Here is a 23,317-nt window from a genome sequence, read left to right as displayed (position 1 = left end):
AGGAGAGTGCAGTGCGAGTGATCAATGGATGGTTGGGCGCGTTGCTGCTGCCCTTGGCGCTGAGCGCGTCGGCTGAGGAAATTGGCCAGGTGTCGACGGTGTTCAAGTGGGTCGGGCCGAACGACAAGATTGTGGTCGAGGCGTTTGATGATCCGAAAGTGGAGGGCGTGACCTGTTATCTGTCGCGCGCCAAGACCGGTGGCGTCAAAGGTGGTTTGGGGTTGGCGGAAGACAGGGCGGAGGCGTCGATTGCCTGTCGCCAGGTTGGGCCGATCCAGGTGCCCGCTAACCTCAAAGATGGTGAGGAAGTGTTCAAAGAGCGCACTTCGCTGGTGTTCAAGACCATGCAGGTGGTGCGGTTCTTCGACAAGAAGCGCAATACGCTGGTGTACCTGGTTTACAGCGATCGTGTGATTGAGGGCAGCCCGCAGAATGCGGTGACCGCGATCCCGATCTTGCCCTGGCACCAGTAAGGACAAAAAAGGCGAGCCGCGAGGGTCGCCTTTTTCTCGTTCGCTTTTTTTCGGGCAATAAAAAACCGGCCCTTAGGCCGGTCTTTTCAACGCATCACACTTAGGCAGCAGCGGCTTGGCTGAGATCCTTGATGTGACCGTTCAGGCGGCTCTTATGACGAGCTGCTTTGTTCTTGTGGATGATGCCTTTGTCGGCCATACGGTCGATTACAGGCACAGCCAGAACGTACGCTTTCTGAGCAAGTTCGAGGTCTTTGGCGTCGAGAGCCTTGACCACGTTCTTGATGTAGGTACGAACCATGGAGCGCAGGCTGGCGTTATGGCTACGACGCTTCTCAGCCTGTTTAGCGCGTTTTTTGGCAGAAGGTGTATTGGCCACCGTCGAGCTCCTTGAAACTTTGAGGAAATGACTAAACAAATAAGGCCGCGAATCATGCCGATGTGTCGAAGGCTTGTCAAGCGCGGATCAGCCTTGCTGACTACGGATCGACCAGCAGTCCGACCAGCGTACCCACCCCAATTGGGTGATTTATTTGCCAGCCGGTTCTACACTCGCCGCCTTTGCCTTGCGGCCTATAGCGCGGCGCCGTGATTTTCGGTGGCGCAGCATACTTCATGCGGTAGAAACGAGCGTTATGAATTTACTCAAGTCGCTGGCTGCGGTCAGCTCGATGACCATGTTGTCCAGGGTGCTGGGCTTTGTGCGCGATACCATCGTGGCGCGCATTTTCGGCGCGGGCCTGGCCACCGACGCCTTTTTTGTCGCCTTCAAGCTGCCCAACCTGCTGCGCCGCATTTTTGCCGAGGGCGCTTTTTCCCAGGCATTTGTGCCAATTCTGGCCGAATACAAAACCCAGCAGGGCGAGGAGGCGACGCGTACCTTTATTGCCTACGTGTCCGGCCTGCTGACTCTGGTACTGGCTGTGGTGACCGCGCTCGGCATGATCGCCGCGCCCTGGGTGATCTGGGTAACCGCCCCGGGTTTTGCTGACACGCCGGAAAAGTTCGAGCTGACCTCATCCCTGTTGCGCGTGACCTTTCCTTATATATTGCTGATCTCGCTCGCTTCGCTTGCCGGCGCAATTCTAAATACCTGGAACCGCTTTTCGGTGCCGGCCTTTGTGCCGACCTTGCTGAATATCAGCATGATCGTCTTTGCCCTGTTTCTTACGCCTTACTTCAACCCGCCGGTGATGGCGCTGGGCTGGGCGGTGCTGGTCGGAGGCTTGTTCCAGCTGCTCTACCAACTGCCACACCTGAAAAAAATCGGCATGCTGGTGCTGCCGCGTCTGAACCTGCGCGATGCCGGCGTATGGCGAGTAATGAAGCAGATGGGCCCGGCCATTCTCGGTGTGTCGGTCAGTCAGATTTCGCTGATCATCAACACCATCTTCGCCTCCTTTCTGGTGGCCGGCTCCGTGTCCTGGATGTACTACGCCGACCGTTTGATGGAACTGCCTTCCGGCGTTCTCGGTGTGGCGTTGGGTACAATTCTTTTGCCTGCACTGTCACGCAGCTTCTCCAGCAAAAATACCGACGAGTACTCGCGTCTGCTCGATTGGGGGCTGCGCCTGTGTTTCCTGCTGGCGCTGCCGTGTGCGTTGGCACTGGCGATCATTTCCGAGCCGCTGACGGTCTCGCTGTTCCAATACGGCAAGTTCAGCGCCCATGACGCGCAGATGACACAGTTCGCTCTGATCGCCTACGCCGTGGGGCTGCTCGGCATCATTCTGGTCAAGGTGTTGGCGCCCGGCTTTTATGCGCGGCAGAACATTTCCACGCCGGTGCGTATCGCGCTGGTGACGCTCGCCGCCACGCAGCTAATGAACCTGGTGTTCTTCTTTACCTTGCCGTATCCGCATGCCGGCCTGGCGCTGTCAATCGGTCTGGCGGCCTGCCTGAATGCGGGGCTGCTATTTTGGCAGTTGCGCAAGCAGCAGCTGTTCACGCCGCAGCCGGGTTGGGGTGTGTTCTTGTTCAAGCTGGTGGTGGCGGTGCTAGTGATGGCGGCGGTGCTGGTCGGGCTGATGGCGGTGATGCCAGCATGGGACGAAGGCAGCATGCTAGTGCGCTTGCTGCGCCTGGGTGCGCTGGTGGCGGTTGGTATCGCCGCCTATTTCGGTGTGCTGCTGTTGCTGGGCTTTCGTTTGCGCGATTTTGCCCGTCGCTCGGTGGCCTGATCTCCCAGAAACCCCTTATTTACAAACGTGCAAACACGCGACGGGTGTTGCCTGTTGTCCGGCGTCGGGTGTGCGTATAATCGGCCACTTTGTGAGCAAGAAGCGTCCTATGCAGCTGGTTCGAGGGCTTCAAAACTTGCAGCCCCAGCATCGGGGCTGTGTTGCCACTATCGGCAATTTTGACGGCGTGCACCGTGGCCACCAGGCCATCCTGGCACGGCTGCGTGAACGCGCGGACGAGTTGGGTGTGCCCAGCTGCGTGGTGATTTTCGAGCCCCAGCCCCGTGAGTTCTTTGGCCCGGACACCGCGCCGCCCCGCTTGACGCGGTTGCGCGACAAGCTGGCATTGTTTGCCGCTGCCGGCGTGGATCGCGTGCTGTGCCTGTCTTTCAACCGCCGTTTGCGTGAACTCAGCGCCGCTGAATTTGTGCAGACCGTTCTGCTGCAAGGCCTTGGCGTTCAGCACCTGGAAGTGGGCGACGATTTCCGCTTTGGTTGCGACCGCGCCGGCGATTTCGCCTTTTTGCAACAAGCGGCGCAGGTTGAAGGCTTTACCCTGGAAGCGGCCAGCACTGTTGAAATCGACGGCTTGCGCGTCAGCAGCACGCGGGTTCGCGAGTCGTTGGCTGCAGCCGATTTCCCGTTGGCCGAGCGCCTGTTGGGCCGGCCATTCCAGATTTCCGGCCGCGTTCTGCACGGGCAGAAACTGGCCCGCCAGTTCGGTACGCCGACGGCCAACGTACAACTCAAACGTCGTCGTGTGCCGTTGACCGGGGTTTATCTGGTCACTGTCGAACTCGACGGCAAACCCTGGCCCGGCGTCGCCAATATTGGCGTACGGCCCACGGTGCAGGGCGACGGTAGCGCACACCTGGAAGTGCATCTTTTAGATTTTGTCGGCGATATCTATGGCCGACGTTTGACGGTGGCTTTCCACCACAAGCTGCGCGATGAGCAGCGTTTCGCCTCCCTGGAGGCGCTGAAGACGGCGATACACGCGGATGTCGCCGCCGCCCGTGCCCTATGGCAGGGTCAACCGCCTAAGTGAAGAGCCAAAGATGACCGACTACAAAGCCACGCTGAACCTTCCTGATACCGCCTTCCCAATGAAGGCCGGCCTGCCACAGCGCGAACCGCAGATTCTGCAGCGCTGGGACAGCATTGGCCTGTATCAGAAGCTGCGCGAGATTGGTAAGGATCGGCCCAAGTTCGTGCTGCACGACGGCCCGCCCTATGCCAACGGCACTATTCACATCGGTCACGCCGTAAACAAGATTCTCAAAGACATGATCGTGCGCTCCAAAACCCTGTCCGGGTTCGATGCGCCGTACGTGCCGGGTTGGGACTGCCACGGGCTGCCTATCGAACACAAAGTCGAAGTCACCCACGGCAAGAACCTGCCTGCCGATAAAACCCGCGAACTGTGCCGTGCCTATGCGGCCGAGCAGGTAGAAGGGCAGAAGGTCGAGTTCATCCGCCTGGGTGTGCTCGGCGACTGGGCCAATCCTTACAAAACCATGGACTTTGCCAACGAGGCCGGCGAAATCCGTGCCCTGGCCGAAATGGTCAAAGGCGGCTTCGTGTTCAAAGGCCTGAAGCCGGTGAACTGGTGCTTCGATTGCGGCTCGGCCCTGGCCGAAGCGGAAGTGGAATACCAGGACAAAAAGTCCTCGACCATCGACGTTGCCTTCCCGGTTGCCGACGAAGCCAAACTGGCTGCCGCCTTTGGCGTGCCGTCGCTGAGCAAGCCGGCCTCCATCGTGATCTGGACCACTACCCCGTGGACCATCCCGGCCAACCAGGCGCTTAACGTTCACCCCGAATTTACCTACGCCCTGGTCGATGTAGGCGACCAGCTGCTGGTTCTGGCCGAGGAGCTGGTGCAGGCCTGCCTGACCCGCTACGGCCTGGAAGGCTCGGTAATCGCCACTGCGCCAGGCGCGGCGCTGGAGCTGATCAACTTCCGTCACCCGTTCTACGACCGCCTCTCGCCGGTGTACCTGGCCGAGTACGTCGAACTCGGCGCTGGTACCGGTGTAGTGCACTCCGCGCCCGCGTACGGTGAGGACGACTTCGTGACCTGCAAGCGCTACGGCATGGTCAACGACGACATCCTGACGCCGGTGCAGAGCAACGGTGTGTACGTCGAATCGCTGCCGTTCTTTGGCGGCCAGTTCATCTGGAAAGCCAACCCGGCCATCGTTGAGAAACTCAGCGAAGTCGGCGCGCTGATGCACACCGAAACCATCAGCCACAGCTACATGCACTGCTGGCGCCACAAGTCGCCGCTGATCTACCGCGCCACCGCGCAGTGGTTCGTTGGCATGGACAAGCAACCCAACACCGGCAACACGCTGCGTCAACGCGCCGTGAAAGCCATCGAAGACACCCAGTTCGTGCCGGCCTGGGGCCAGGCACGCCTGCACTCGATGATCGCCAACCGTCCGGACTGGTGCATCTCCCGTCAGCGCAACTGGGGTGTGCCGATTCCGTTCTTCCTCGACAAAGCCACGGGCGAATTGCACCCGCGCACCGTCGAGCTGATGGAGGAAGTGGCCAAGCGCGTTGAACTGGAAGGCATCGAAGCCTGGTTCAAACTCGACCCTGCCGAACTGCTCGGCGCTGAAGCCGGCAACTACGACAAGATCAGCGACACCCTTGATGTGTGGTTCGACTCCGGCACCACCCACTGGCACGTGTTGCGTGGCTCCCACCCGATGGGCCATGCGTCCGGCCCGCGCGCCGACCTGTATCTGGAAGGTTCCGACCAACACCGCGGCTGGTTCCACTCCTCGCTGCTCACCGGCTGCATGCTGGACGACCACGCGCCGTACCGCGAGCTGCTGACCCACGGTTTCACCGTGGACGAGAGCGGCCGCAAGATGTCCAAGTCGCTGGGCAACGTCATCGCGCCTCAGAAAGTCAACGACACCCTGGGCGCCGACATCATGCGTCTGTGGGTTTCGGCCACCGACTACTCCGGTGAAATGGCCGTTTCCGATCAGATTCTGCAGCGCAGCGCCGATGCCTATCGCCGCATCCGTAACACCGCGCGCTTCCTGCTTTCCAACCTGAGTGGCTTCAACCCGGCCACCGACCTGCTGCCGGCCGAAGACATGCTGGCGCTGGACCGTTGGGCGGTAGACCGCGCCTTGCTGCTGCAAAATGAGCTGCAAGAGCACTACGGCGAATACCGCTTCTGGAACGTTTACTCCAAGGTGCACAACTTCTGCGTGCAGGAGCTGGGCGGGTTCTACCTGGACATCATCAAGGATCGTCAGTACACCACCGCCAGCGACAGCCAGGCGCGTCGCTCCTGCCAGACCGCGCTGTTCCATATCGCCGAAGCGCTGGTGCGCTGGATCGCGCCGATCCTCGCGTTTACCGCCGATGAGCTGTGGGAATACCTGCCGGGCGAGCGCAACGAATCGGTGATGCTCAATACCTGGTACGAAGGCCTCACGGCGTTGCCCGAAGGCTTCGAGCTGGACCGCGCCTACTGGGACCGCGTCATGGCCGTGAAAGTGGCGGTCAACAAAGAGATGGAGGTTCAGCGCGCAGCCAAGGCTATCGGTGGCAACCTGCAAGCCGAAGTTACCCTGTACGCCGAGGACGCGTTGGTCAGCGATCTGAACAAACTCAGCAACGAACTGCGTTTCGTGCTGATCACCTCGACCGCCGCCGTTGCGCCGTTGGCCAGTGCCCCAGCCGATGCTGTGGTTACCGAAGTAGCCGGCCTGAAACTGAAAGTGGTGAAATCGGCCCACGCCAAGTGCGCGCGCTGCTGGCATTGCCGCGAAGACGTTGGCGTGAACCCGGAGCACCCGGAAATCTGCGGTCGCTGCGTCGACAACATCAGCGGCGCTGGCGAGGTTCGTCACTATGCCTAATGCGCGCTTTGGCCGACTGAGCTTGTTGTGGATAAGTCTGCTGGTGCTGATCCTCGATCAGGCCACCAAGCTGTACTTTGAAACCAACCTCAGCCTGTACCAGCAGATCGTGGTCATTCCCGACCTGTTTAGCTGGACCCTGGCGTACAACACTGGCGCCGCCTTCAGCTTTCTGGCCGACAGTTCCGGCTGGCAGCGCTGGTTGTTTGCCCTGATCGCCGTGGTGGTCAGCGCCACCCTGGTGGTCTGGCTAAAACGCCTGAAGGCTGACGAAACCTGGCTGGCCATCGCCTTGGCGTTGGTGCTTGGCGGTGCACTGGGCAACCTGTACGACCGCATCGTACTCGGCCACGTGATCGACTTTATCCTCGTGCATTGGCAGAACCGCTGGTATTTCCCGGCGTTCAATATTGCCGATAGCGCCATCTCGGTCGGCGCTGTGCTGCTGGCCCTGGATATGTTCAAGAGTAAAAAATCCGGAGAGCCCGTTCATGACTGAAGCCCAAGTAACTGAACAGCGTATTGGCCCGGATAAGCAAGTCACCCTGCACTTCGCCCTGAACCTGGAAAACGGCGATGTGGTGGACAGCACCTTCGACAAGAAGCCGGCCACCTTCAAGGTGGGCGACGGCAACCTGCTGCCCGGTTTCGAAGCTGCCCTGTTCGGCCTCAAGGCCGGCGACAAACGCACCCTGCAAGTGGAGCCGGAGCACGGCTTCGGCCAGCCCAACCCGCAGAACGTGCAGGTGATGCCGCGCTCGCAGTTCGAAGGCATGGAGCTGTCCGACGGCCTGCTGGTGATCTTCAACGACGCCGCCAACACCGAGCTGCCCGGCGTGGTCAAAGCCTTTGATGACAACCAGGTCACCATCGACTTCAACCATCCGCTGGCCGGCAAGACCCTGAACTTTCAGGTGGAAATCATCGAGGTCAAACCGGCCTGATCGGCCGGTTACCTTGAAGCCGCCCCAGGGCGGATGAGGGCAAGCCCATGCAAGAGACCGCCATGCAAATCAAACTCGCCAACCCCCGCGGCTTCTGCGCTGGCGTCGATCGCGCGATCGAAATCGTCAACCGTGCCCTGGAAGTGTTCGGCCCGCCGATTTACGTGCGCCACGAAGTGGTCCACAACAAATTCGTGGTCGAAGACCTGCGCGCCCGCGGCGCCATCTTCGTTGAAGAACTTGACCAGGTACCGGACAACGTCATCGTCATCTTCAGCGCCCACGGCGTTTCCCAGGCGGTACGCAAGGAAGCCGAAGCCCGTGGCCTGAAAGTGTTCGACGCCACCTGCCCGCTGGTGACCAAAGTGCACATCGAAGTCGCCCGCTACAGCCGCGACGGCCGCGAGTGCATCCTGATCGGTCACGCCGGCCACCCGGAAGTGGAAGGCACCATGGGCCAATACGACGCCAGTAACGGTGGTGATATCTACCTGGTAGAAGACGAAGCCGACGTTGCCAACCTGCAGGTGCGCAATCCCGAATCGCTGGCATTCGTGACCCAGACCACCTTGTCGATGGACGATACCAGTCGTGTGATCGACGCGCTGCGCAGCCGCTTCCCCAGCATCGGTGGCCCCCGTAAAGACGATATCTGCTACGCCACGCAAAACCGCCAGGACGCCGTCAAACAGCTCGCTAGCGAGAGCGACGTGGTGCTGGTGGTGGGCAGCCCCAACAGCTCCAACTCCAACCGCCTGCGGGAACTCTCAGAGCGTTTGGGTACGCCGGCTTACCTGATTGATGGCGCGGAAGATCTGCAGCAAGGCTGGTTTGAAGGTGCCGCGCGTATTGGCATCACCGCCGGTGCATCGGCGCCGGAAGTGCTGGTGTTGGGCGTGGTGCAGAGGCTGCGGGAGTGGGGCGCCAGTGGTGCTGAAGAACTCGATGGGCGGCCGGAGAATGTGACGTTTTCGATGCCGAAGGAATTGCGCGTTAAGGCGATTTGAACTGAGGCTTTGCTGGAAATGGACCCATAAAAAACCCCGCGTTCGCGGGGTTTTTTATGGGTCGGAAGAATCAGCGTTTCCAGCACTCGGCTTTATCCAGTGTGGCGTCCTCACTGACACCGCGCAGGCCGGTGTTGGTCAGTGTCAGGCTGGCGCAGCCATCACCGGCCATCATCTTGCCGTCTACCGGCGTTGCTGAAAGCGTGAAGGTGTTATTGCTGATGGCACTCACGCTCAGGTCATACATCGCGTTGCCACCGTCCTTCGGCGAGGTGTCGAAGGGCAGTTCTGGTGCCTCGTCCCCGGTAGCCGGATCGGTATAAAACCCGTTTGCCGTGTAGTGGCGTTCCATGAATTGGGACAGCTCCACCAGCGAGGCTTCTGCGTCGGCGCGGTGGGCCGTACGCACGTGGTTCATGTAGCTGGGGTAGGCGATGGCAGAGATGATGCCAATGATCGCCACCACAATCATGAGTTCCAGCAGGGTGAAGCCGCGCTGGGCAGCGCGGGCTCCGTTTTGGGTTAGTTGACTCATAGGTTTCCTTATCTCAATTCGCGCCAGGACACACGGTCAGAGAGGCGTGTGCCTTTAGGGGCTGGGCTGCAGGTGGCCTCACCGCTTTTCGAGCCGGCGATGCAGATCAGGTCATCGTCATCGTCGCCACCACCAGAACCGTCGGAGCCATTGCCGTTGAAGAACGTTGGGGTTTTGACCACACCTTCGGTCGAGTTCGAACGCCCGGAGTACGGAATATCAGTACCGGTTTCTTCATCGGTGTAGGAGTCGTCGTCGCTGAGCGAGCCATCGCCGTTCATATCGAAGAAATCGTAAGTCAGTCGGCCGCCGCTGAACAGGTCAATGGCCATGATCCAGCTCGTTGCACCGCCGGTGCAGGGGTCGGCGGACGGTGTCAACGTAGCAAACACCACCACGCCGCTGCGAATCACGGCACGGGAAACCACTCGCTCGCCAGTGAGGCTGTCCGAGCCGCCATCAGCTGCCTTCCAGAGCAGATCCAGGTACCAGCCTTCGCTACTGGAAGAGATAGTGGAGTTGCTTAGCACACGGCCTTTCAACTGACCCGACGCTGTCGCCTGTTTGATGATTCGCTGCGCCTGCAACGTCGACCGGTCGGTTGCCACCACGGCGCCGGTGTCGATGATGCCGTAGAAGCTGTCAGTGTGTTGCGTCAACGTCAGGTCGGTGTCGGTGGTTTGGTAAAACGTGCCGGTACCGAACAGGATGATGGGGTTGCCATCCTTGTTGAGCGCTGCGGAAAGCGGCGCAGTGATAGGTTGCACGTTGCCTTCGTCGTCCTGTGCGGTAAACAGCGGGCCAGGCTCGCCGCCAGACTCCAGCGAGCTCGGCACACCCCAGCCATTGACGGAGGTGCCATTGAGGTCGATGCGCCAGAGTTTGCCCATGGTATCGCCTACGTAAACGCGTTCGGCCATACGGTCATTGTTCAAGTCGATGGCCAACGGTTCGCCCAGGTAGCCGGTAGTCGGCAGGTCGAATTTCTTGATTACCGAGCCATCGGCTGCATCCAGCAGCCACACGTGCCCGGCTGTTACAGCGGAGTTGGAGTAGCCGCTGCTGACCAGTACGGCGAATTTTCCGTTGGCCAGGGCAATGATCGATGGCTTGAACATGGTGGCGCCCATGTCGGGTGCCGTGAATTCCCAGAGAACGTTGGAGCTGCTCATGCTGGAAGGGTTGGTCACGTCGAGTGCAAATACACTGTTGCCGCCGGCGCCTGTGGTGCCGACCACGAGTGTTTTCCACTCATCATTGATCCACGCGTCCGAGGACGTGGCAGGGCCGTCCACGTAATAGCGGTGAACGTAATCAGGGGATGTAAGGCGGTACAACTGACCGGCAATGCTGCGCGGCACGTAGGCGAACAACTCGTCGCCTCCACCGGCGGAGCGCGTCTCAGAGGCATTAAAACCATGAAGCATGCCGTCGTTCGCGCCCACCACCACCAGCGGGGTACGCCCCTGATAGCTGTCGCTGGAGCGGAACGTCAGGTAGGCCGCACCCGCTGTAGCGCCATTCGATGTCCAGCGGCTGCTGCGCAGCAGGTTGTAGCCATAGTCTTGCTTGGCAATGAACACTGGGTCCGAGTTGATGATGTCGCCAAGGCGGCTGCCACGCTGGCGGAACGGTTGGGTGGACGAATTAGCCGTACGCTCCTGTGTGCGATCACCGCGCAGGTAGTTAACCCGTAGTTCGCCTACCGAGTCACCCACCGAGGTGGCATCGCTGGATGTAGCCTTTAACGCGGCTTTGGTATCTGCGTCGAGGGTGCTCCAATCGAAGTTTACGCCAGTGGTGGAGGTCGAGTAGGTCGCGTCAGAGCTGGGGGTCAACGTGTTAGCTGTATAGATATTGCGCGTGGTTACACCGTTGCGCGCATCCAGCACCGCAGCGGCACTCCAGGACGCGGGTTGCACGACGCCATCGTCGATGGTTTTCATCGACAAGTCACCGCTCCAGTGCGTGTTATTGAATGCGGACTGGAAAATGGCGCTGCCGGTATCGAGTTGCGTGGAGTTGGATGCCAAGGCGGTCGCGGTGCCTGCAGACTGCGCCACGATGTTTGCGAACGCCGATTTCAACGACTTGATCATCAAGGTCGCATCGCTGGCGACAAAGAAGTTGGTCGGGCGCATGTCGTTGTTGGCGGTCAGGTCTGGCGCATCTGCGGTGCTGTTGGTCCACCAGGCGGTATCCAGCGTAGTGGTACGCTCATAAGGATTGCCATAGTTGGTGGGCACCTTAAAGCCACCGTATTTGGCCGCCAGCCAATACTGGTTAAGTGCCCTGGCCTGTAATGTCCCGCCCTCGCGTACGTCCACCCAGAAAGTCGAGACGGTCTGTGACCCGTCAATCTGTGGGCGGATGTCCTTGGTGTGAGAGTCGTATGCCAAACCAACTATATAAGCAGAGTTGTTGTTGCCGCCGCGGAAGTCGGCCGCTGTAACTTTCAAATCGATTGCAGGGGTGTCGTTTCTCTCGATCGTTTGCACTTGGCGAGTCGCTGCCACGACATCGACAGTGGTGTCGTCCCTTACCGCCTGAGGCTTGGCAGGCTCATTGGTCCCGCTGGTCGCTTCAGCGCTTGGCAGGTTTTTATCCTTGTGGCTGTTCGTGTCGCCAATGCCAAGAATGAAGTTTTTCTGGCAGGCGTAGGTGACAGGGTCCATGCCGGTCCAGTTGGAAATTACCGGGAACTTGTCGGCCCAAACCGCCGTGCTCCCGTCAGTGCCGTTTGCCGCCGTATAACTGGAATAGGTAGATACCGGCTGCATACCTTTGAAATAGCGAATGGCGGTGTAGTAAAGCTCACTCACCGGGTCAAAGGATTTGTGCAGGTTTGTAGTGAGCTCGCCGAATTTATTGAGGTAATTAAGCACGCCACTGTTTTCGATGGTGACACCCATGCTGGACGTGATGCTGTCCGGGTTTTGGACCATTACACCCGTGGTCGCACTCCATTCCTTTTTAGTGTTGTCAGTCAGATCGCCCAAGGTCGGGCCGACGTACTTTTGCGCCGCACGAAGCACACCGCCATCGCGAGTGGCGCTGGAGTCGTTCAAATAGCCGAAAACGCTATAGCGCAAATCCCCGGCATATTGCTGAATCAGCCCTTCGGGTTTCCAGTTGCTGCCGTATTGCACGCAGTTGGATTCAGGCATGGTGGCCTTGCACACTTCTACTCGAACCGAGGCCTCATACACGACCCCTGCCGCCAAGGCGCCGCCTTGATAAGTACTCGTGGTTTTGTTGGTAAGTTGCTGTGCTGTGCAACCGTTGCTACGCGTGCAATAGGTCGACCAGTTGTCGCCTAACGTAATCTGCATTTTGTAGCCGTAGCCGGTGCCACCACTGTTGAGTCGGGTTCTAACCGTGGCGCTGGAACCTGCAACGGTAGCCGAAATAGTGCGCTCGGAGTTGTAGCCGCCTTGCCCCGTATGGCGGGCCTTCTGCAGTACCGTGAGGGTCGTGGTATCGACATACCGGTATCCGCCAGTCAGTGCGCTGCGAAAGGGGTCGATCGTTTGTGTAGCGGCCCAGTTCAGGTAGTTGCCGCTCCAAAGTCCATTATTAAGGTTGTTCGCACAGGTGGCGGTGGTGGCTACGCTGCTAGGCGTAAAGCGGCTGACGTTAGTGGTCGTCTCGTTCGCTATATACGTGTAGGTGTAGCATTTTTTTGAATCGAAATAGCCCGCGTACACTGTATTGGCGCTGTAGGTCCCCAGGTTCGCCAGGGTCAAAATCGTCGGGTATTCCACCGAGGGCGTTAGCGCCAGGCTGCCGGGTACCGCGGTGCTGCCGGCTACCAGGGGCGCTTGGGAAATGACCGCATTGGCGTCATTGGCGCCGGTAAAAATACCAAGGGCCAAAACGAAGTAGGTGCTGAACGCTTTCAGCTTCTTGAATGTGGGCTGGAGAATCATGCTGCTCGCTCCGCTGGAAACTGAAAAATTAACGTCTGACATAAATGGAGCGAACAGAAACAGTGGAACCCGGGGTGCCGTCGTCGTTCTCCGACGCGCCGTAACCTTCTGCCTCAACGCGTACGACGGCCATTTCCACTGCGCTACCAGCGCCAATGCTTTCGCCTGCTTTTTTGATCGTTACACCTGGAATCGGTGTGAGCTTGTATTTAGGTGCAGTCGGCAAACCGGTTACGGCATCCGAGTTCTGCCAGCTCGGCGCCGTCGTCAGGTTTTGAATCTCTGAAACCGACAGGTTGCGAACCGCCAGTTCCCCGCGGCGCAAGCTCGTTTCAGAGGCCTGGAATGCCTGGCTCTGGTCTCGCATGTTGCCGGCCATGCGCTCTTGCATGGTGGTGCCACGCATACTGCTGATGCCGATAATGGTCAGCAGCAACAGCATGACCAACGCCACGATCAGCACCGCGCCGTTTTGTTTACGCGAAGAAAACGAAGAATGGATTGGCGTCATGGCAGGCGATTCCGGATTCCGACTGTGGAGGTAAAGACTTGCGCCAGGCGGCGGTTTTCAATGGTTACGTCAGCGCCGTTGAAGGAAATAACCTGGTTTTGCGCAACGACATTGGCGTCGCGACTCACTACCAGCAGCGAAAAGCGTGCGGAAACCACTTTGCTCCAGTCGGTAATGTCATCTGCATCCACGTAGTCCCCGGTGATGGCCAGATTGGCGTCGCCAACGGCGTACTGGATCTGCATGTCCTGCACGCCTTCAACCATCTGCTCAGCGGCCATACCTGCCGAGCCGTTGTTGTAGCGAATGCGCCACAACGAAGGCACTTCACCCGCCGCGCCGGCTTTGATGAAATAAACGGCGCTCTGGTAGCTAAGGATTTCTAGATCGTCGGCGTAGTCGTGGCTGAACGTACCCGATGTCTCCCTGCTGACTGCACTGTCGGTATTGGCGCTCTGATTGAGGAAGATGTCGCAACCAATCGGGTCGGACGCTACCAATACGGTGCCGGTTGGAATGCCGCTGGCTTGCGCCAGGGTTATTTCAGTGTCGTCTGGCGCCACCGTTTCTCCGGTGTTCACTACGGCACCGGACGAATTAACGGCATGTTTCAGCAAAATGATATCGGTGCCCTCGAGGCGATCATCGGCGTCGAACCACGTTGGCAAGGAGGTCTCAGAGTTGTCCCAGCCCTCCAGGCCCAGGTCCAGCGTAAAGCGCGCGTCTGTCAAACCGGTCAGGTTGTTGATGGGGGCCAGGCACTCGCCCTTGTAAGCGGCATTGCGGATATCGAATGCCAGAAACTCGGAGGCGAAGCGGCCGCTTTCCTGAACGGCCGACAAAGCAGAAGTGGTGCTATAGGTCAGGCGGCTGGACAGGAAAATCTGCACGACACCGCCGATCAGAATCAGCGCCAGCAACATCGCGACCATCAACTCGATCAGTGATAGCCCTTTTTGGGCAAAGGCTGCGGTGGGTCTCATAGTCTGGCTCTGTAGGTGAAGTTGACCGTGTTGTCTGCGTCTTCGCTGTCGGTCACTTCGGTTGATCTGATTCGTCCGCGGCCGTCATTCCACACGATGGTGACGGTGAACACGTTGTTGTTGTCGTGGGTGATCGACCCGGTGCCTTCCGGCAAGCTGGTGGCTAGCTGGTTCAGCCATTGCGCTTTATCGATAGCGGCCTGGTCGCCATCGACTTCGTTGGCGGTCGAGGAGGTGGGCGCCGTGGTGATGTCGTAGCTGCCGGCCAGGGCGACAACGCGGTTGGCGCGCATTCTGTCGGTGATGTCGGCCGCCAGTAACGTGGCCTGGGAACGGTAGTAAGCGCTCTGGTTGGCCTTGACGCTGGTGGTTTGCATGGCAGCAATACCGAGAATGCCGATGGCGAGGACAATCATCGCCACCAACACTTCGATCAGCGTGGTGCCTTTCTGGTGCAGGTTGAGTGTTTTCATGAGGATGGCGTGCACGTCGATTGGCTGTGGGTGGCGTTGCCAGTGGCAGAAACGGTGATGGTGCGCTTCTTGCCGTCGGCACAGCCGCTGACTTCAACGTCGAACGTGCCGGACGCACTGCTCAATCCGCTGCTCTGAAAGGTCAGCCCGCCATTGGGCCCGGCAACTGTTGTGGTGGTCGAAGGTTCCCACACGCGGATAACGTCGCCCGCGGCTTGGCGAATCAACCAGCCGTTGGACCAGTCATCGCCGTCTTCGCAGTCATCCTGCGCGTCATTGCTGCGGCAGATGATCACGTTTTTGCGGCGCTTGAGCGCTTCGGAGCGGGCCAACTGAATGGCGGTGGTCAACTCCTCGGACACCGTCATCGAGCGATGGCTTTGGATCATCGACGTAAACGCCGGCATGGCCATGGCGCTCAGGATCGCCAGGATCACAATGGTGACTAAGAGCTCAATGAGCGTAAATGCACGGGAACGAAGCATGATCAACCTCTGGAGTTTCGTGAGTGGATCCTCTCAGGTCGGATATTTCCTACAAACATTTAGGGGATGTTCGGTCGCTTATTGGGTTTGTACGGCTTGCATACGTATAAAAGGGTGGCGGCTGCGGCGTTATTGACCTTGTTGTCAGGTTTAAAACTGAGCATTCTTGCGCGGCTTGTTTCGTGCAGACCGGTAACCAGGAGTGGCTGTGGCGCTGAATATCGTGGTGGGAGGCGGGGCTCTGGGCCTGTTGTCGGCCTATAAGTTGGCCCTGCAGGGCGAGGCTGTGGTGTTGCTGGACCGCGCGCAGGTCGGCAGCGAGTCTTCCTGGGCCGGCGGCGGCATTGTTTCTCCGCTTTACCCATGGCGTTACAGCCCGGCGGTGACGGCGTTGGCCCATTGGTCGCAGGATTTTTATCCGGGTTTGGGCGAGCAGTTGCTGGCGCAAACCGGGGTCGATCCCGAGGTGTTTGTCACGGGGCTTTACTGGCTTGATCTGGATGACGAGGCCGAAGCCTTGGCCTGGGCGAGCAACCTCGGCCGGCCGCTCGCCTCGGTGCCAGTCAGTAAGGTATATGACGCCGTGCCGGTGCTGGGCCCGGGCTATGAGCGCGCGGTGTATATGAGTGGCGTGGCCAATGTGCGCAATCCGCGGCTGGTCAAAGCCTTGCGCGCGGCCTTGTTGAATATGCCGAACGTGACGGTTCATGAGCAGGCCGCCGTCGGCGGTTTTATTCGCGAGGGTGCGCGGGTTGTCGGTGTGCAGACGGCGCTGGGCGATATCCGCGGCGAACGAGTTGTGCTGACAGCAGGTGCGTGGAGCGGCGAGTTGCTGGCGACTCTGGGTCTGGATCTGCCGGTAGAGCCGGTAAAAGGCCAGATGATCCTGTTCAAATGTGCAGCGGACTTTCTGCCGAGCATGGTCTTGGCCAAAGGCCGTTATGCGATTCCGCGCAAGGACGGCCATATTCTGGTGGGCAGCACCCTTGAGCATTGCGGCTTCGATAAAACCCCGACCGAGCAAGCGCTGGCCAGCCTCAAGGCATCAGCCATCGAATTGCTGCCTGAATTGGCGGATGCACAGGTGGTTGGGCATTGGGCGGGGCTGCGGCCAGGTTCGCCAGAGGGCATCCCCTTTATCGGGCCGGTGCCGGGGTTCGACGGCTTATGGCTTAACTGCGGCCATTACCGCAATGGCCTGGTGTTGGCGCCGGCGTCCTGCCAGTTGCTGACCGATCTGATGCTGGGCAATGCGCCCATTATCGACCCTGCTCCTTATGCGCCGCAGGGTCGATTGGGCGCGCGCTGATCAGTCGATGCCGAGCTTTTTCAGGCGGTAGCGTAGCGAGCGGAAGGTCAGGCCCAGGCGCTGGGCCGCTGCGGTGCGGTTCCAGCGGGTTTCTTCGAGCGCTTGCATGATCAGGTTGCGCTCGATGTTTTCCAGGTAGTCTTCAAGGTTGTCGATCTGAGCCAGGCTGGCTTCGCCGTTTTCGCCCGGCGTGCCGGCGTCGGCCAGGCGCAGGTCGCTGGCTTGAATGCGGTCGTCTTCACACAGGGTGTAGGCGCGCTCCAGCATGTTTTCCAGCTCGCGGACGTTGCCGGGAAAACGGTAGTTCTTGAGCTTTTCCAGGGCATCGGCATCCAGGCTTGCGGCGGCCAGGCCCGTGCCTTCGGCCAGGCGCTTGAGCATCACCTCGCTGAGCTGGGCGATGTCTTCGCGGCGTTCACGCAGCGCCGGCACGCGCAGTTCGATCACGTTCAGGCGGTAGTACAGGTCTTGGCGGAAGCGCCCGGCGGCCACTTCAGCGGCCAGGTCTTTGTGGGTGGCGCTAAGTATGCGCACGTCCACTACCACTTCCTGCTGGCCTCCCACCGTGCGCACGGCTTTTTCCTGAATCGCGCGCAGCAGTTTTACCTGCATGGCCAGCGGCAGATCGGCCACTTCGTCGAGAAACAGGGTGCCGCCATTAGCGGCCTGGAACAGACCTTGTTTGTCTTCGATGGCGCCGGTAAAGCTGCCTTTTTTATGGCCGAAGAATTCACTTTCCATCAGCTCGGACGGAATGGCGCCGCAGTTCACCGGCACAAACGGCAGCTCGGTGCGCGGGCCTTGTTCGTGGATCAGGCGGGCCACCAGTTCCTTACCGCTACCTGATTCGCCGCTGATGTACACCGGCGCCTGGCTGCGCGCCAATTTGAGGATCTGTTTACGCAAGGCGCGCATGGGCGGCGAGTCGCCGAGTAGTCGATCGTCAACGGTGACTTCCTCGCCATCGCCGCTGCGAATGCGCAAAGCGGTCGCCACCAGTTCGCGCAGGCGGCCAAGGTCCACCGGTTTGGTCAGGAAGTCGAATGCGCCGGCTTTCAGGGCATTGATGGCGGTGTCGAGGCTGCCGTAAGCGGTGATCATGGCCACCGGCACCTGTGGGTGGCGTTGCAGAATGTGCTGCACCAGTTCCAGGCCAGTGCCGTCGGGCAGGCGCATGTCGGTCAGGCACAGGTCGAAAGGCTCGCGGGCCAGCCACTCGCGGGCTTCTTTGACGTTGCGGGCACTGCGGGTGTCCAGCTTCATGCGGCCGAGGGTGATTTCCAGAAGTTCGCGGATATCGGGCTCGTCGTCGACGATCAGGGCTTTTTGCCGGGCGGTCATGGTCAGCTCAGTTTGCGCGGGTGGGCGAAGGTAATGCGGAAGCAGCCACCGCCGACATCACGGGTTTTATAGTCCAGACGGGCCTGGTTGCTTTCGCAGAGTTCGCGGGAGATGTACAGGCCGAGGCCCGTGCCTTTGTTTTCCGTAGTGTAGAAGGGCTCGAAAATATTCTGCAGGTGTTCGACGGGCACGCCGGCGCCGTTGTCCAGCACCTCCAGTACCGGCAGGTCGCTGTCGGCGTCGCGGAATAGCTTGAGCCACACCTGGCCTTGCTTGTGTTGCATGGCACTGTGGCGCAGGCCATTTTCCACCAGGTTGGTCAGCACCTGGGTGAGCTGGTTGGGGTCCATGCGCGTCTGGATAGTGCCGCCGGTGGTGTCCAGGTGCAGCAACTGGTTTTCACTGGTGGTGGTGCGAAATTCCGCCGCAAAGCGGTGCAGCCAGTATTTGAGGTCGAGCAACTGCGGCTCGGCCTGGCGCCGGCGCGACAGCTGCAGCACGTTCTCGATCACCAGGTTCATGCGTCGCGAGTGGTCCTGAATAATCTGCGCCAGACGCAGGTCGGGACCGTCGAGGTCTTCAGACTCCTGCAGCAACTGCGCGGCATGACTGATGGCGCCCAGCGGGTTGCGGATTTCATGGGCGATACCGGCGGTCAGGCGGCCCAGCGAGGCGAGTTTGAGCTGCTGAGCTTGCTGGGCGATTTGCGAGATGTCGTCGAGAAACACCAGGGTGTCTTGTTGTTCACCGCGTTGCAGGGTGACAAAGCTGGGTTGCAGCACCGGGCCATCGGCAACCGCCTGCATGCTCAAGGGGCGCAGGGTAGGGTTGCGCTGCCAGTGTTGCAGGCGCTTCATCAGGTCCGGGCTGTGCGGGTCGAGAATTTTTCCCGCCAGCTCGTCGCGCCCCAGCAGGCTCAGGGCGCCCTGGTTGGCCAGCAGTACGCGATGTTGACCGTCGAGCACCAGAATGCCGGTGCGCATGCGTTGCAGAATCAGGGCGTTGAGGGCTTCGAGGTTGGCGACATCGGCAGCGCGTTTTTCCGCCAGGGTTTCACTCACCTGCAGGCGACGGGTGATGCCCTGAACGAACAGCGCCGCCGTAAAGCACAACGCACCCAGTGCACCGACTTGTACATATTGCGAGGCGGCGGCGGGGTCGCTCAGGCTCAGATAGAAGGTCAGGTAGATCAAGCCGATCGCCGCTACTGCCGCAATCAGCAGGCCGATCCGCCCGCGCAGCAGAATGTTGGCAATGGCCACCGCCACGATTACCAGGTTGCCGATGCCGCTCGGTGTTCCACCCGCGGCGTAGAACAGCCCGGATAGCAGTATGACGTCTACCATGCTGAGGCTGAACACCTGGGCCAGGTGTTGCGGGCGTCGCACCGTCAGCGCGATAAAGCCATTGAGGATCAGGTACAGCCAACTGCCGTATTTGAACAGTTTGTCGTTGGCCAGTTCGAGCAACTGGTTATCCAGGTCGCTGGAAATCAGCACCACCAACATCACACCGATTGCAATTCGGTACAGGTGGTAGATCTTGAGAATGCGCTGCCCTTGCTGGCTGCTCAGGGCCAGGGGTTCACCGGTCACTGGGTGAGGCACCTTGCTGAAGATGGGCTTGGCTGCAGAACCATTGCGAATCTTGGCTCAAGGCAGTGGCACGCGGTGTGTGCACGCCGCAGTGCGCGCAGCGGACCATCGGCTGCGCTTCCCCGATACTGGGCTTGGCCGGCGCTGGGCGCTGGGCGCGACGCCACAGCCAGTACACGACAACGATCAAACCGATCCAGATCAACAGGCGTCCCATAAGTGACTCTTCTTTTCGTAAGGCAGGCAGTTTAGCCAAGGTCGCGGCGCCAGCACAGCCGGGAACTGCCACGCAGTGTGATTGCTGCGACGTTTTGACGGCGTGGGGTTGGAGGTCGGGATGAGCCGAACGTTGGGCAGCATCGGCGGTATCCGATCACATCGGGGTGGCGGTTGAGGGATTAGCCGAACACCAAGTGGTGTTTGATCCTGCGATTTCAGCCGCGCTACACATCTGGATCGAGCCAGTTCGAGCGAGGTAAGGCAGCCTCGCCGACGCGCAGCCGATCGCTTATGCAAAAAAAAACGCCCCGAAGGGCGTTTTTTTTGTCTAGCGCATCAATCAAACACGCCAAAGGTCATGTAGCTGAACCACGAGCGATCATCGCTGTTGCCTTCTGCTTCGTGTTCCTCTTCGGCATCGCTGCTTTGATCGGCCGGCTGCAGGTCTTCCGGAATATCTTGCTCGGCGTCCTGGTACTGCTTGATCACGTCCTGGCTGGCGCGGGTTTCGCCCGGTGGCAGCGGAGCATCGCTTTCGATAAGGCCCAGGGTGGCCTTGCTCAGCCAGCTGCGGTTGTCGGCTTCGTCTTCTTGCGGCACGAACTTGCCGTCCACGAGGCTCGGGTTGTCCGGGTAGTTGAGCTTCAGGGTTTGCAGGCTGCTGTCGGCCAGGTCGTTCAAGGCCAGGCGTTGATAGGCCTCGGTCATGATTGCCAGGCCATCGCCGACGGCGGGGGTTTCCTGGAAGTTTTCCACCACATAACGGCCGCGGTTGGCGGCGGCTACATAGGCCTGACGTTTCAGGTAGTAGTGGCCGACGTGGACTTCGTAGGCAGCCAGCAGGTTGCGCAGGTAGATCATGCGCTGCTTGGCATCCGGCGAGTAACGGCTGTTGGGGAAGCGGCTGGTGAGCTGCGCGAACTCGTTGAACGAGTCACGGGCGGCGCCCGGGTCACGCTTGGTCATGTCCAGCGGCAGGAAGCGCGCCAGCAGGCCGACGTCCTGGTCGAACGAAGCCAGGCCCTTGAGGTAGTAGGCGTAGTCGACGTTCGCGTGTTGAGGGTGCAGGCGGATGAAACGTTCGGCAGCAGACTTGGCAGCCTCTGGCTCGGCGTTCTTGTAGTTGGCGTAAATCAGCTCCAACTGCGCCTGTTCGGCATAGCGGCCAAACGGATAACGGGACTCCAGTGCCTTCAACTTGGTAACGGCGCTGGTGTAGCTCTTATTGTCCAGATCGGTCTGTGCCTGCTGGTACAGCTCGGACTCACTCAGATTTTCGTCTACAACTTCATTAGATGAACAAGCAACGTTGAGAGCGAGGATGGCGATCAGCAGCAGGTGTTTCACTTGCATGGCGGCTTGCGTCCCTGTGACGGCTGGCTGTCTTGAGCAGAGCCGTCCTGTTATGATGAGCGCCCCGGTTACCCCGGGACAAAGACGCCGTATTTAACCACAAGCACGTAGCCGAAACCAAAGCCTACGCCGCGCCGTTTCCGAGCATTCCTCCAATTAATAAGTTAGCCATCCAGATGCGCGCCGAGGTTCCGTCCGAATTGGGCGGCCAGCGCCTCGACCAAGTCGCCGCCCAACTCTTCAGTGAACACTCGCGTTCGCGCCTTACCGCCTGGATCAAAGAAGGTCTTTTGACGGTGGACGGCGAGGTGGTGCGCCCCCGCGACATCGTGCATGGCGGCAGCCTGCTGGAGCTTGATGCCGAGCAGGAAGCCCAGGGCGAATGGGTGGCCGAAGACATCGAGCTCGATATCGTCTATGAAGATGACGACATCCTGGTGATCAACAAACCCGCCGGTCTGGTGGTGCACCCGGCGGTTGGCCACCAGAGCGGTACGTTGCTCAATGCGCTGCTGCATCATATTCCCGACATCATCAACGTGCCGCGCGCCGGCATCGTGCACCGGCTGGACAAAGACACCACCGGTTTGATGGTGGTGGCGAAAAATATTCAGGCGCAGACCCAGCTGGTCGACCAGCTGCAAAAGCGTTCGGTCAGCCGCATCTATGAATGCATTGTCATTGGCGTGATCACCGCCGGTGGCAAAATCGACGCTCCGATTGGCCGCCACGGCCAGCAGCGTCAACGTATGGCGGTGATGGAAGGCGGCAAACAGGCCATCAGCCACTACCGAGTGCTGGAGCGCTTCCGCTCGCACACCCATACCCGGGTCAAACTGGAAACCGGCCGTACTCACCAGATTCGCGTGCATATGGCGCATATCAACTTCCCGTTGGTGGGTGATCCGGCCTACGGTGGTCGCTTCCGTATTCCGCCGGCTGCCAACCCCACCATGGTGCAGGCGCTCAAAGAGTTTCCGCGCCAGGCCCTGCACGCCCGTTTTCTTGAGCTGACGCACCCGGTGACGGGCCAGCGCATGAAGTGGGAGTCGCCACTGCCAGACGACTTTGTCTGGCTGCTGTCCCTGCTGCGTCAGGACCGTGAAGCCTTTGTCGGCTGATGACCTGCAAAACTGGCTGACGCCAGACTGGCCCGCCCCGGCGCGGGTCAAGGCCTGTGTGACCACTCGGGCCGGTGGTGTCAGCCACGCTCCGTTCGATGGCTTCAACCTCGGCGCCCATGTCGGCGACGAGCCTGGTGCCGTTGCCGCCAATCGCCACGCTCTCATTGCTCGCCTGAACTGCCAGCCCGCCTGGCTGCGACAGGTGCATGGCGTTGCCGTGGCTGCAGCTGACCCGAGCGTCGTCGCTGAAGCGGATGCCAGCTGGACCGCCACGCCCGGCATCGCCTGCACGGTAATGACCGCCGATTGCCTGCCTGCGTTGTTCTGCGACCGCGCCGGTACTCGCGTGGCAGCTGCGCATGCGGGCTGGCGTGGCTTGGTCAATGGCGTATTGGAAGCCACCCTGGATGCGTTGGCTGTTCCTGCCGAAGACGTAATGGTGTGGCTTGGTCCGGCAATCGGTCCGCAAGCGTTCGAAGTCGGCCCCGAGGTGCGCGAAGCGTTTATGGCCGTGCAGGCCGAAGCTGATCAGGCCTTTGTGCCGAGCAGTAACGACGGCAAGTTTCTCGCGGACATCTACCAGTTGGCCCGCTTGCGGCTGGCTGCGCGCGGCGTTAACGCTGTCTACGGTGGCGGTTTCTGCACCGTCAGCGATCCACGCTTTTTCTCCTATCGCCGTGCCGCTCGCACGGGGCGTTTCGCCTCCCTGGTCTGGCTCCAGCCGTAAGCCCTTATCCGTAGGACGGGTAGAGCCGCTGGCTAATCCCATCGCACACGGCAGTATTGCCCCGCCTCATGGGCTTCGCCCCTTCCTACATCCGACTACAGTCATATGAAGCACCGTGTCGGTCCGTTTGACATTGATCATCACCCGCACACCTTGAATCCCAAACAATCGGCCTCACTTACTTGAGCATCTCGGCAGACTTTTTTCATCAGGTGCGTTCACTGCGCCGGCTGCCCTCT

At 60.1% G+C, this 23,317-nt stretch carries 21 protein-coding genes; 10 read left to right on the top strand and 11 right to left on the bottom strand.

What is annotated here, in order from left to right:
• The first annotated feature begins 11 nt into the window (after positions 1 to 11).
• On the top strand, positions 12 to 473 hold the full coding sequence (locus tag PKE98_RS19125; RefSeq protein WP_271196918.1) for a CreA family protein: 462 nt from the start codon (positions 12 to 14) through the stop codon (positions 471 to 473).
• A 100-nt stretch (positions 474 to 573) separates the two neighbouring features.
• On the opposite strand, the gene rpsT is transcribed toward PKE98_RS19125, so the two are convergent.
• Complete coding sequence (rpsT, locus tag PKE98_RS19120) at positions 574 to 852, bottom strand: 30S ribosomal protein S20 (RefSeq protein WP_110617416.1); 279 nt, start codon at positions 850 to 852, stop codon at positions 574 to 576.
• Positions 853 to 1,108: 256 nt separating this feature from the next.
• Between rpsT and murJ the strand changes: the two genes are divergently transcribed.
• From murJ to ispH, 6 genes are all read left to right on the top strand, one after another.
• The gene (murJ, locus tag PKE98_RS19115; protein WP_271196917.1) at positions 1,109 to 2,653 is read left to right on the top strand and encodes a murein biosynthesis integral membrane protein MurJ; all 1,545 of its coding nucleotides are present in this window, start codon (positions 1,109 to 1,111) and stop codon (positions 2,651 to 2,653) included.
• A gap of 109 nt (positions 2,654 to 2,762) precedes the next feature.
• Positions 2,763 to 3,701: a bifunctional riboflavin kinase/FAD synthetase gene (ribF, locus tag PKE98_RS19110; protein WP_271196916.1), complete on the top strand. Its 939-nt coding sequence runs from the start codon at positions 2,763 to 2,765 to the stop codon at positions 3,699 to 3,701.
• 10 nt (positions 3,702 to 3,711) lie between these two features.
• Positions 3,712 to 6,543 carry an isoleucine--tRNA ligase gene (gene ileS, locus PKE98_RS19105; protein ID WP_271196915.1) on the top strand — a complete coding sequence of 944 codons (2,832 nt, stop codon included), beginning with the start codon at positions 3,712 to 3,714 and terminating at the stop codon, positions 6,541 to 6,543.
• Complete coding sequence (gene lspA / locus PKE98_RS19100; RefSeq protein ID WP_271196914.1) at positions 6,536 to 7,042, top strand: signal peptidase II; 507 nt, start codon at positions 6,536 to 6,538, stop codon at positions 7,040 to 7,042. The genes ileS and lspA overlap by 8 nt, the downstream gene beginning before the upstream one ends.
• A complete protein-coding gene (locus PKE98_RS19095; RefSeq protein ID WP_271196913.1) occupies positions 7,035 to 7,487 on the top strand; it encodes an FKBP-type peptidyl-prolyl cis-trans isomerase in 453 nt (150 codons plus the stop codon). Before lspA ends, PKE98_RS19095 begins: the two co-directional genes overlap by 8 nt.
• Positions 7,488 to 7,549: 62 nt before the next feature.
• A complete protein-coding gene (gene ispH / locus PKE98_RS19090) occupies positions 7,550 to 8,494 on the top strand; it encodes a 4-hydroxy-3-methylbut-2-enyl diphosphate reductase (protein ID WP_271196912.1) in 945 nt (314 codons plus the stop codon).
• A gap of 70 nt (positions 8,495 to 8,564) precedes the next feature.
• Here the strand turns inward: ispH and PKE98_RS19085 are convergent, their stop codons facing one another.
• From PKE98_RS19085 to PKE98_RS19060, 6 genes are read right to left on the bottom strand one after another with little or no spacing between them, the layout of a single operon-like run.
• Positions 8,565 to 9,029 (bottom strand): type IV pilin protein, encoded by a 465-nt coding sequence (locus tag PKE98_RS19085; RefSeq protein WP_271196911.1) that lies wholly within the window; start codon positions 9,027 to 9,029, stop codon positions 8,565 to 8,567.
• 8 nt (positions 9,030 to 9,037) lie between these two features.
• Positions 9,038 to 12,958: a pilus assembly protein gene (locus tag PKE98_RS19080; protein ID WP_271196910.1), complete on the bottom strand. Its 3,921-nt coding sequence runs from the start codon at positions 12,956 to 12,958 to the stop codon at positions 9,038 to 9,040.
• Between the two features lie 28 nt (positions 12,959 to 12,986).
• Positions 12,987 to 13,469, bottom strand: a complete 483-nt coding sequence (locus PKE98_RS19075) for a pilus assembly PilX family protein (RefSeq protein WP_271196909.1) — start codon at positions 13,467 to 13,469, stop codon at positions 12,987 to 12,989.
• Entirely contained in the window at positions 13,466 to 14,452 is a 987-nt protein-coding gene (locus PKE98_RS19070) for a PilW family protein (protein ID WP_271196908.1), read from the bottom strand. The genes PKE98_RS19075 and PKE98_RS19070 overlap by 4 nt, the downstream gene beginning before the upstream one ends.
• Positions 14,449 to 14,925, bottom strand: a complete 477-nt coding sequence (gene pilV, locus PKE98_RS19065; protein ID WP_271196907.1) for a type IV pilus modification protein PilV — start codon at positions 14,923 to 14,925, stop codon at positions 14,449 to 14,451. Before pilV ends, PKE98_RS19070 begins: the two co-directional genes overlap by 4 nt.
• Positions 14,922 to 15,410: a GspH/FimT family pseudopilin gene (locus PKE98_RS19060; protein ID WP_271196906.1), complete on the bottom strand. Its 489-nt coding sequence runs from the start codon at positions 15,408 to 15,410 to the stop codon at positions 14,922 to 14,924. Before PKE98_RS19060 ends, pilV begins: the two co-directional genes overlap by 4 nt.
• A 208-nt stretch (positions 15,411 to 15,618) precedes the next feature.
• Between PKE98_RS19060 and PKE98_RS19055 the strand changes: the two genes are divergently transcribed.
• A complete protein-coding gene (locus PKE98_RS19055) occupies positions 15,619 to 16,719 on the top strand; it encodes an NAD(P)/FAD-dependent oxidoreductase (protein ID WP_271196905.1) in 1,101 nt (366 codons plus the stop codon).
• Here the strand turns inward: PKE98_RS19055 and PKE98_RS19050 are convergent, their stop codons facing one another.
• The 4 genes from PKE98_RS19050 to PKE98_RS19035 all read right to left on the bottom strand — a co-directional run bounded on the left by PKE98_RS19050 (position 16,720) and on the right by PKE98_RS19035 (position 21,227).
• The gene (locus tag PKE98_RS19050; RefSeq protein ID WP_271196904.1) at positions 16,720 to 18,060 is read right to left on the bottom strand and encodes a sigma-54-dependent transcriptional regulator; all 1,341 of its coding nucleotides are present in this window, start codon (positions 18,058 to 18,060) and stop codon (positions 16,720 to 16,722) included.
• A 2-nt stretch (positions 18,061 to 18,062) separates the two neighbouring features.
• On the bottom strand, positions 18,063 to 19,655 hold the full coding sequence (locus PKE98_RS19045; RefSeq protein ID WP_271196903.1) for a sensor histidine kinase: 1,593 nt from the start codon (positions 19,653 to 19,655) through the stop codon (positions 18,063 to 18,065).
• Entirely contained in the window at positions 19,645 to 19,872 is a 228-nt protein-coding gene (locus PKE98_RS19040) for a PP0621 family protein (protein ID WP_271196902.1), read from the bottom strand. The genes PKE98_RS19045 and PKE98_RS19040 overlap by 11 nt, the downstream gene beginning before the upstream one ends.
• Positions 19,873 to 20,210: 338 nt before the next feature.
• Positions 20,211 to 21,227 carry an outer membrane protein assembly factor BamD gene (locus tag PKE98_RS19035; protein ID WP_271196901.1) on the bottom strand — a complete coding sequence of 339 codons (1,017 nt, stop codon included), beginning with the start codon at positions 21,225 to 21,227 and terminating at the stop codon, positions 20,211 to 20,213.
• Positions 21,228 to 21,403: 176 nt separating this feature from the next.
• On the opposite strand from PKE98_RS19035, the gene rluD reads away from it, so the two are divergent.
• Both rluD and pgeF read left to right on the top strand, forming a co-directional pair.
• A complete protein-coding gene (gene rluD / locus PKE98_RS19030; protein ID WP_271196900.1) occupies positions 21,404 to 22,348 on the top strand; it encodes a 23S rRNA pseudouridine(1911/1915/1917) synthase RluD in 945 nt (314 codons plus the stop codon).
• Between the two features lie 4 nt (positions 22,349 to 22,352).
• Positions 22,353 to 23,078: a peptidoglycan editing factor PgeF gene (pgeF, locus tag PKE98_RS19025; protein ID WP_271196963.1), complete on the top strand. Its 726-nt coding sequence runs from the start codon at positions 22,353 to 22,355 to the stop codon at positions 23,076 to 23,078.
• Positions 23,079 to 23,317: the final 239 nt, after the last annotated feature.

The organism is Pseudomonas turukhanskensis, assembly GCF_027922365.1.
Taxonomy (GTDB): Bacteria; Pseudomonadota; Gammaproteobacteria; order Pseudomonadales; family Pseudomonadaceae; genus Aquipseudomonas; species Aquipseudomonas turukhanskensis.
This window is presented reverse-complemented; position numbering and strand designations above follow the sequence as displayed.

Bases quoted from the DNA above. Each gene is read 5' to 3' on its own strand.
- rluD (WP_271196900.1), top strand. From the start codon at position 21,404: ATGCGCGCCGAGGTTCCGTCCGAATTGGGCGGCCAGCGCCTCGACCAA.
- PKE98_RS19040 (WP_271196902.1), bottom strand. From the start codon at position 19,872: ATGGGACGCCTGTTGATCTGGATCGGTTTGATCGTTGTCGTGTACTGG.
- PKE98_RS19050 (WP_271196904.1), bottom strand. From the start codon at position 18,060: ATGACCGCCCGGCAAAAAGCCCTGATCGTCGACGACGAGCCCGATATC.
- PKE98_RS19075 (WP_271196909.1), bottom strand. From the start codon at position 13,469: ATGACGCCAATCCATTCTTCGTTTTCTTCGCGTAAACAAAACGGCGCG.
- ispH (WP_271196912.1), top strand. From the start codon at position 7,550: ATGCAAATCAAACTCGCCAACCCCCGCGGCTTCTGCGCTGGCGTCGAT.
- PKE98_RS19060 (WP_271196906.1), bottom strand. From the start codon at position 15,410: ATGCTTCGTTCCCGTGCATTTACGCTCATTGAGCTCTTAGTCACCATT.
- PKE98_RS19095 (WP_271196913.1), top strand. From the start codon at position 7,035: ATGACTGAAGCCCAAGTAACTGAACAGCGTATTGGCCCGGATAAGCAA.
- PKE98_RS19080 (WP_271196910.1), bottom strand. From the start codon at position 12,958: ATGATTCTCCAGCCCACATTCAAGAAGCTGAAAGCGTTCAGCACCTAC.
- PKE98_RS19035 (WP_271196901.1), bottom strand. From the start codon at position 21,227: ATGCAAGTGAAACACCTGCTGCTGATCGCCATCCTCGCTCTCAACGTT.
- ileS (WP_271196915.1), top strand. From the start codon at position 3,712: ATGACCGACTACAAAGCCACGCTGAACCTTCCTGATACCGCCTTCCCA.
- murJ (WP_271196917.1), top strand. From the start codon at position 1,109: ATGAATTTACTCAAGTCGCTGGCTGCGGTCAGCTCGATGACCATGTTG.
- PKE98_RS19085 (WP_271196911.1), bottom strand. From the start codon at position 9,029: ATGAGTCAACTAACCCAAAACGGAGCCCGCGCTGCCCAGCGCGGCTTC.
- PKE98_RS19070 (WP_271196908.1), bottom strand. From the start codon at position 14,452: ATGAGACCCACCGCAGCCTTTGCCCAAAAAGGGCTATCACTGATCGAG.
- pilV (WP_271196907.1), bottom strand. From the start codon at position 14,925: ATGAAAACACTCAACCTGCACCAGAAAGGCACCACGCTGATCGAAGTG.
- ribF (WP_271196916.1), top strand. From the start codon at position 2,763: ATGCAGCTGGTTCGAGGGCTTCAAAACTTGCAGCCCCAGCATCGGGGC.
- lspA (WP_271196914.1), top strand. From the start codon at position 6,536: ATGCCTAATGCGCGCTTTGGCCGACTGAGCTTGTTGTGGATAAGTCTG.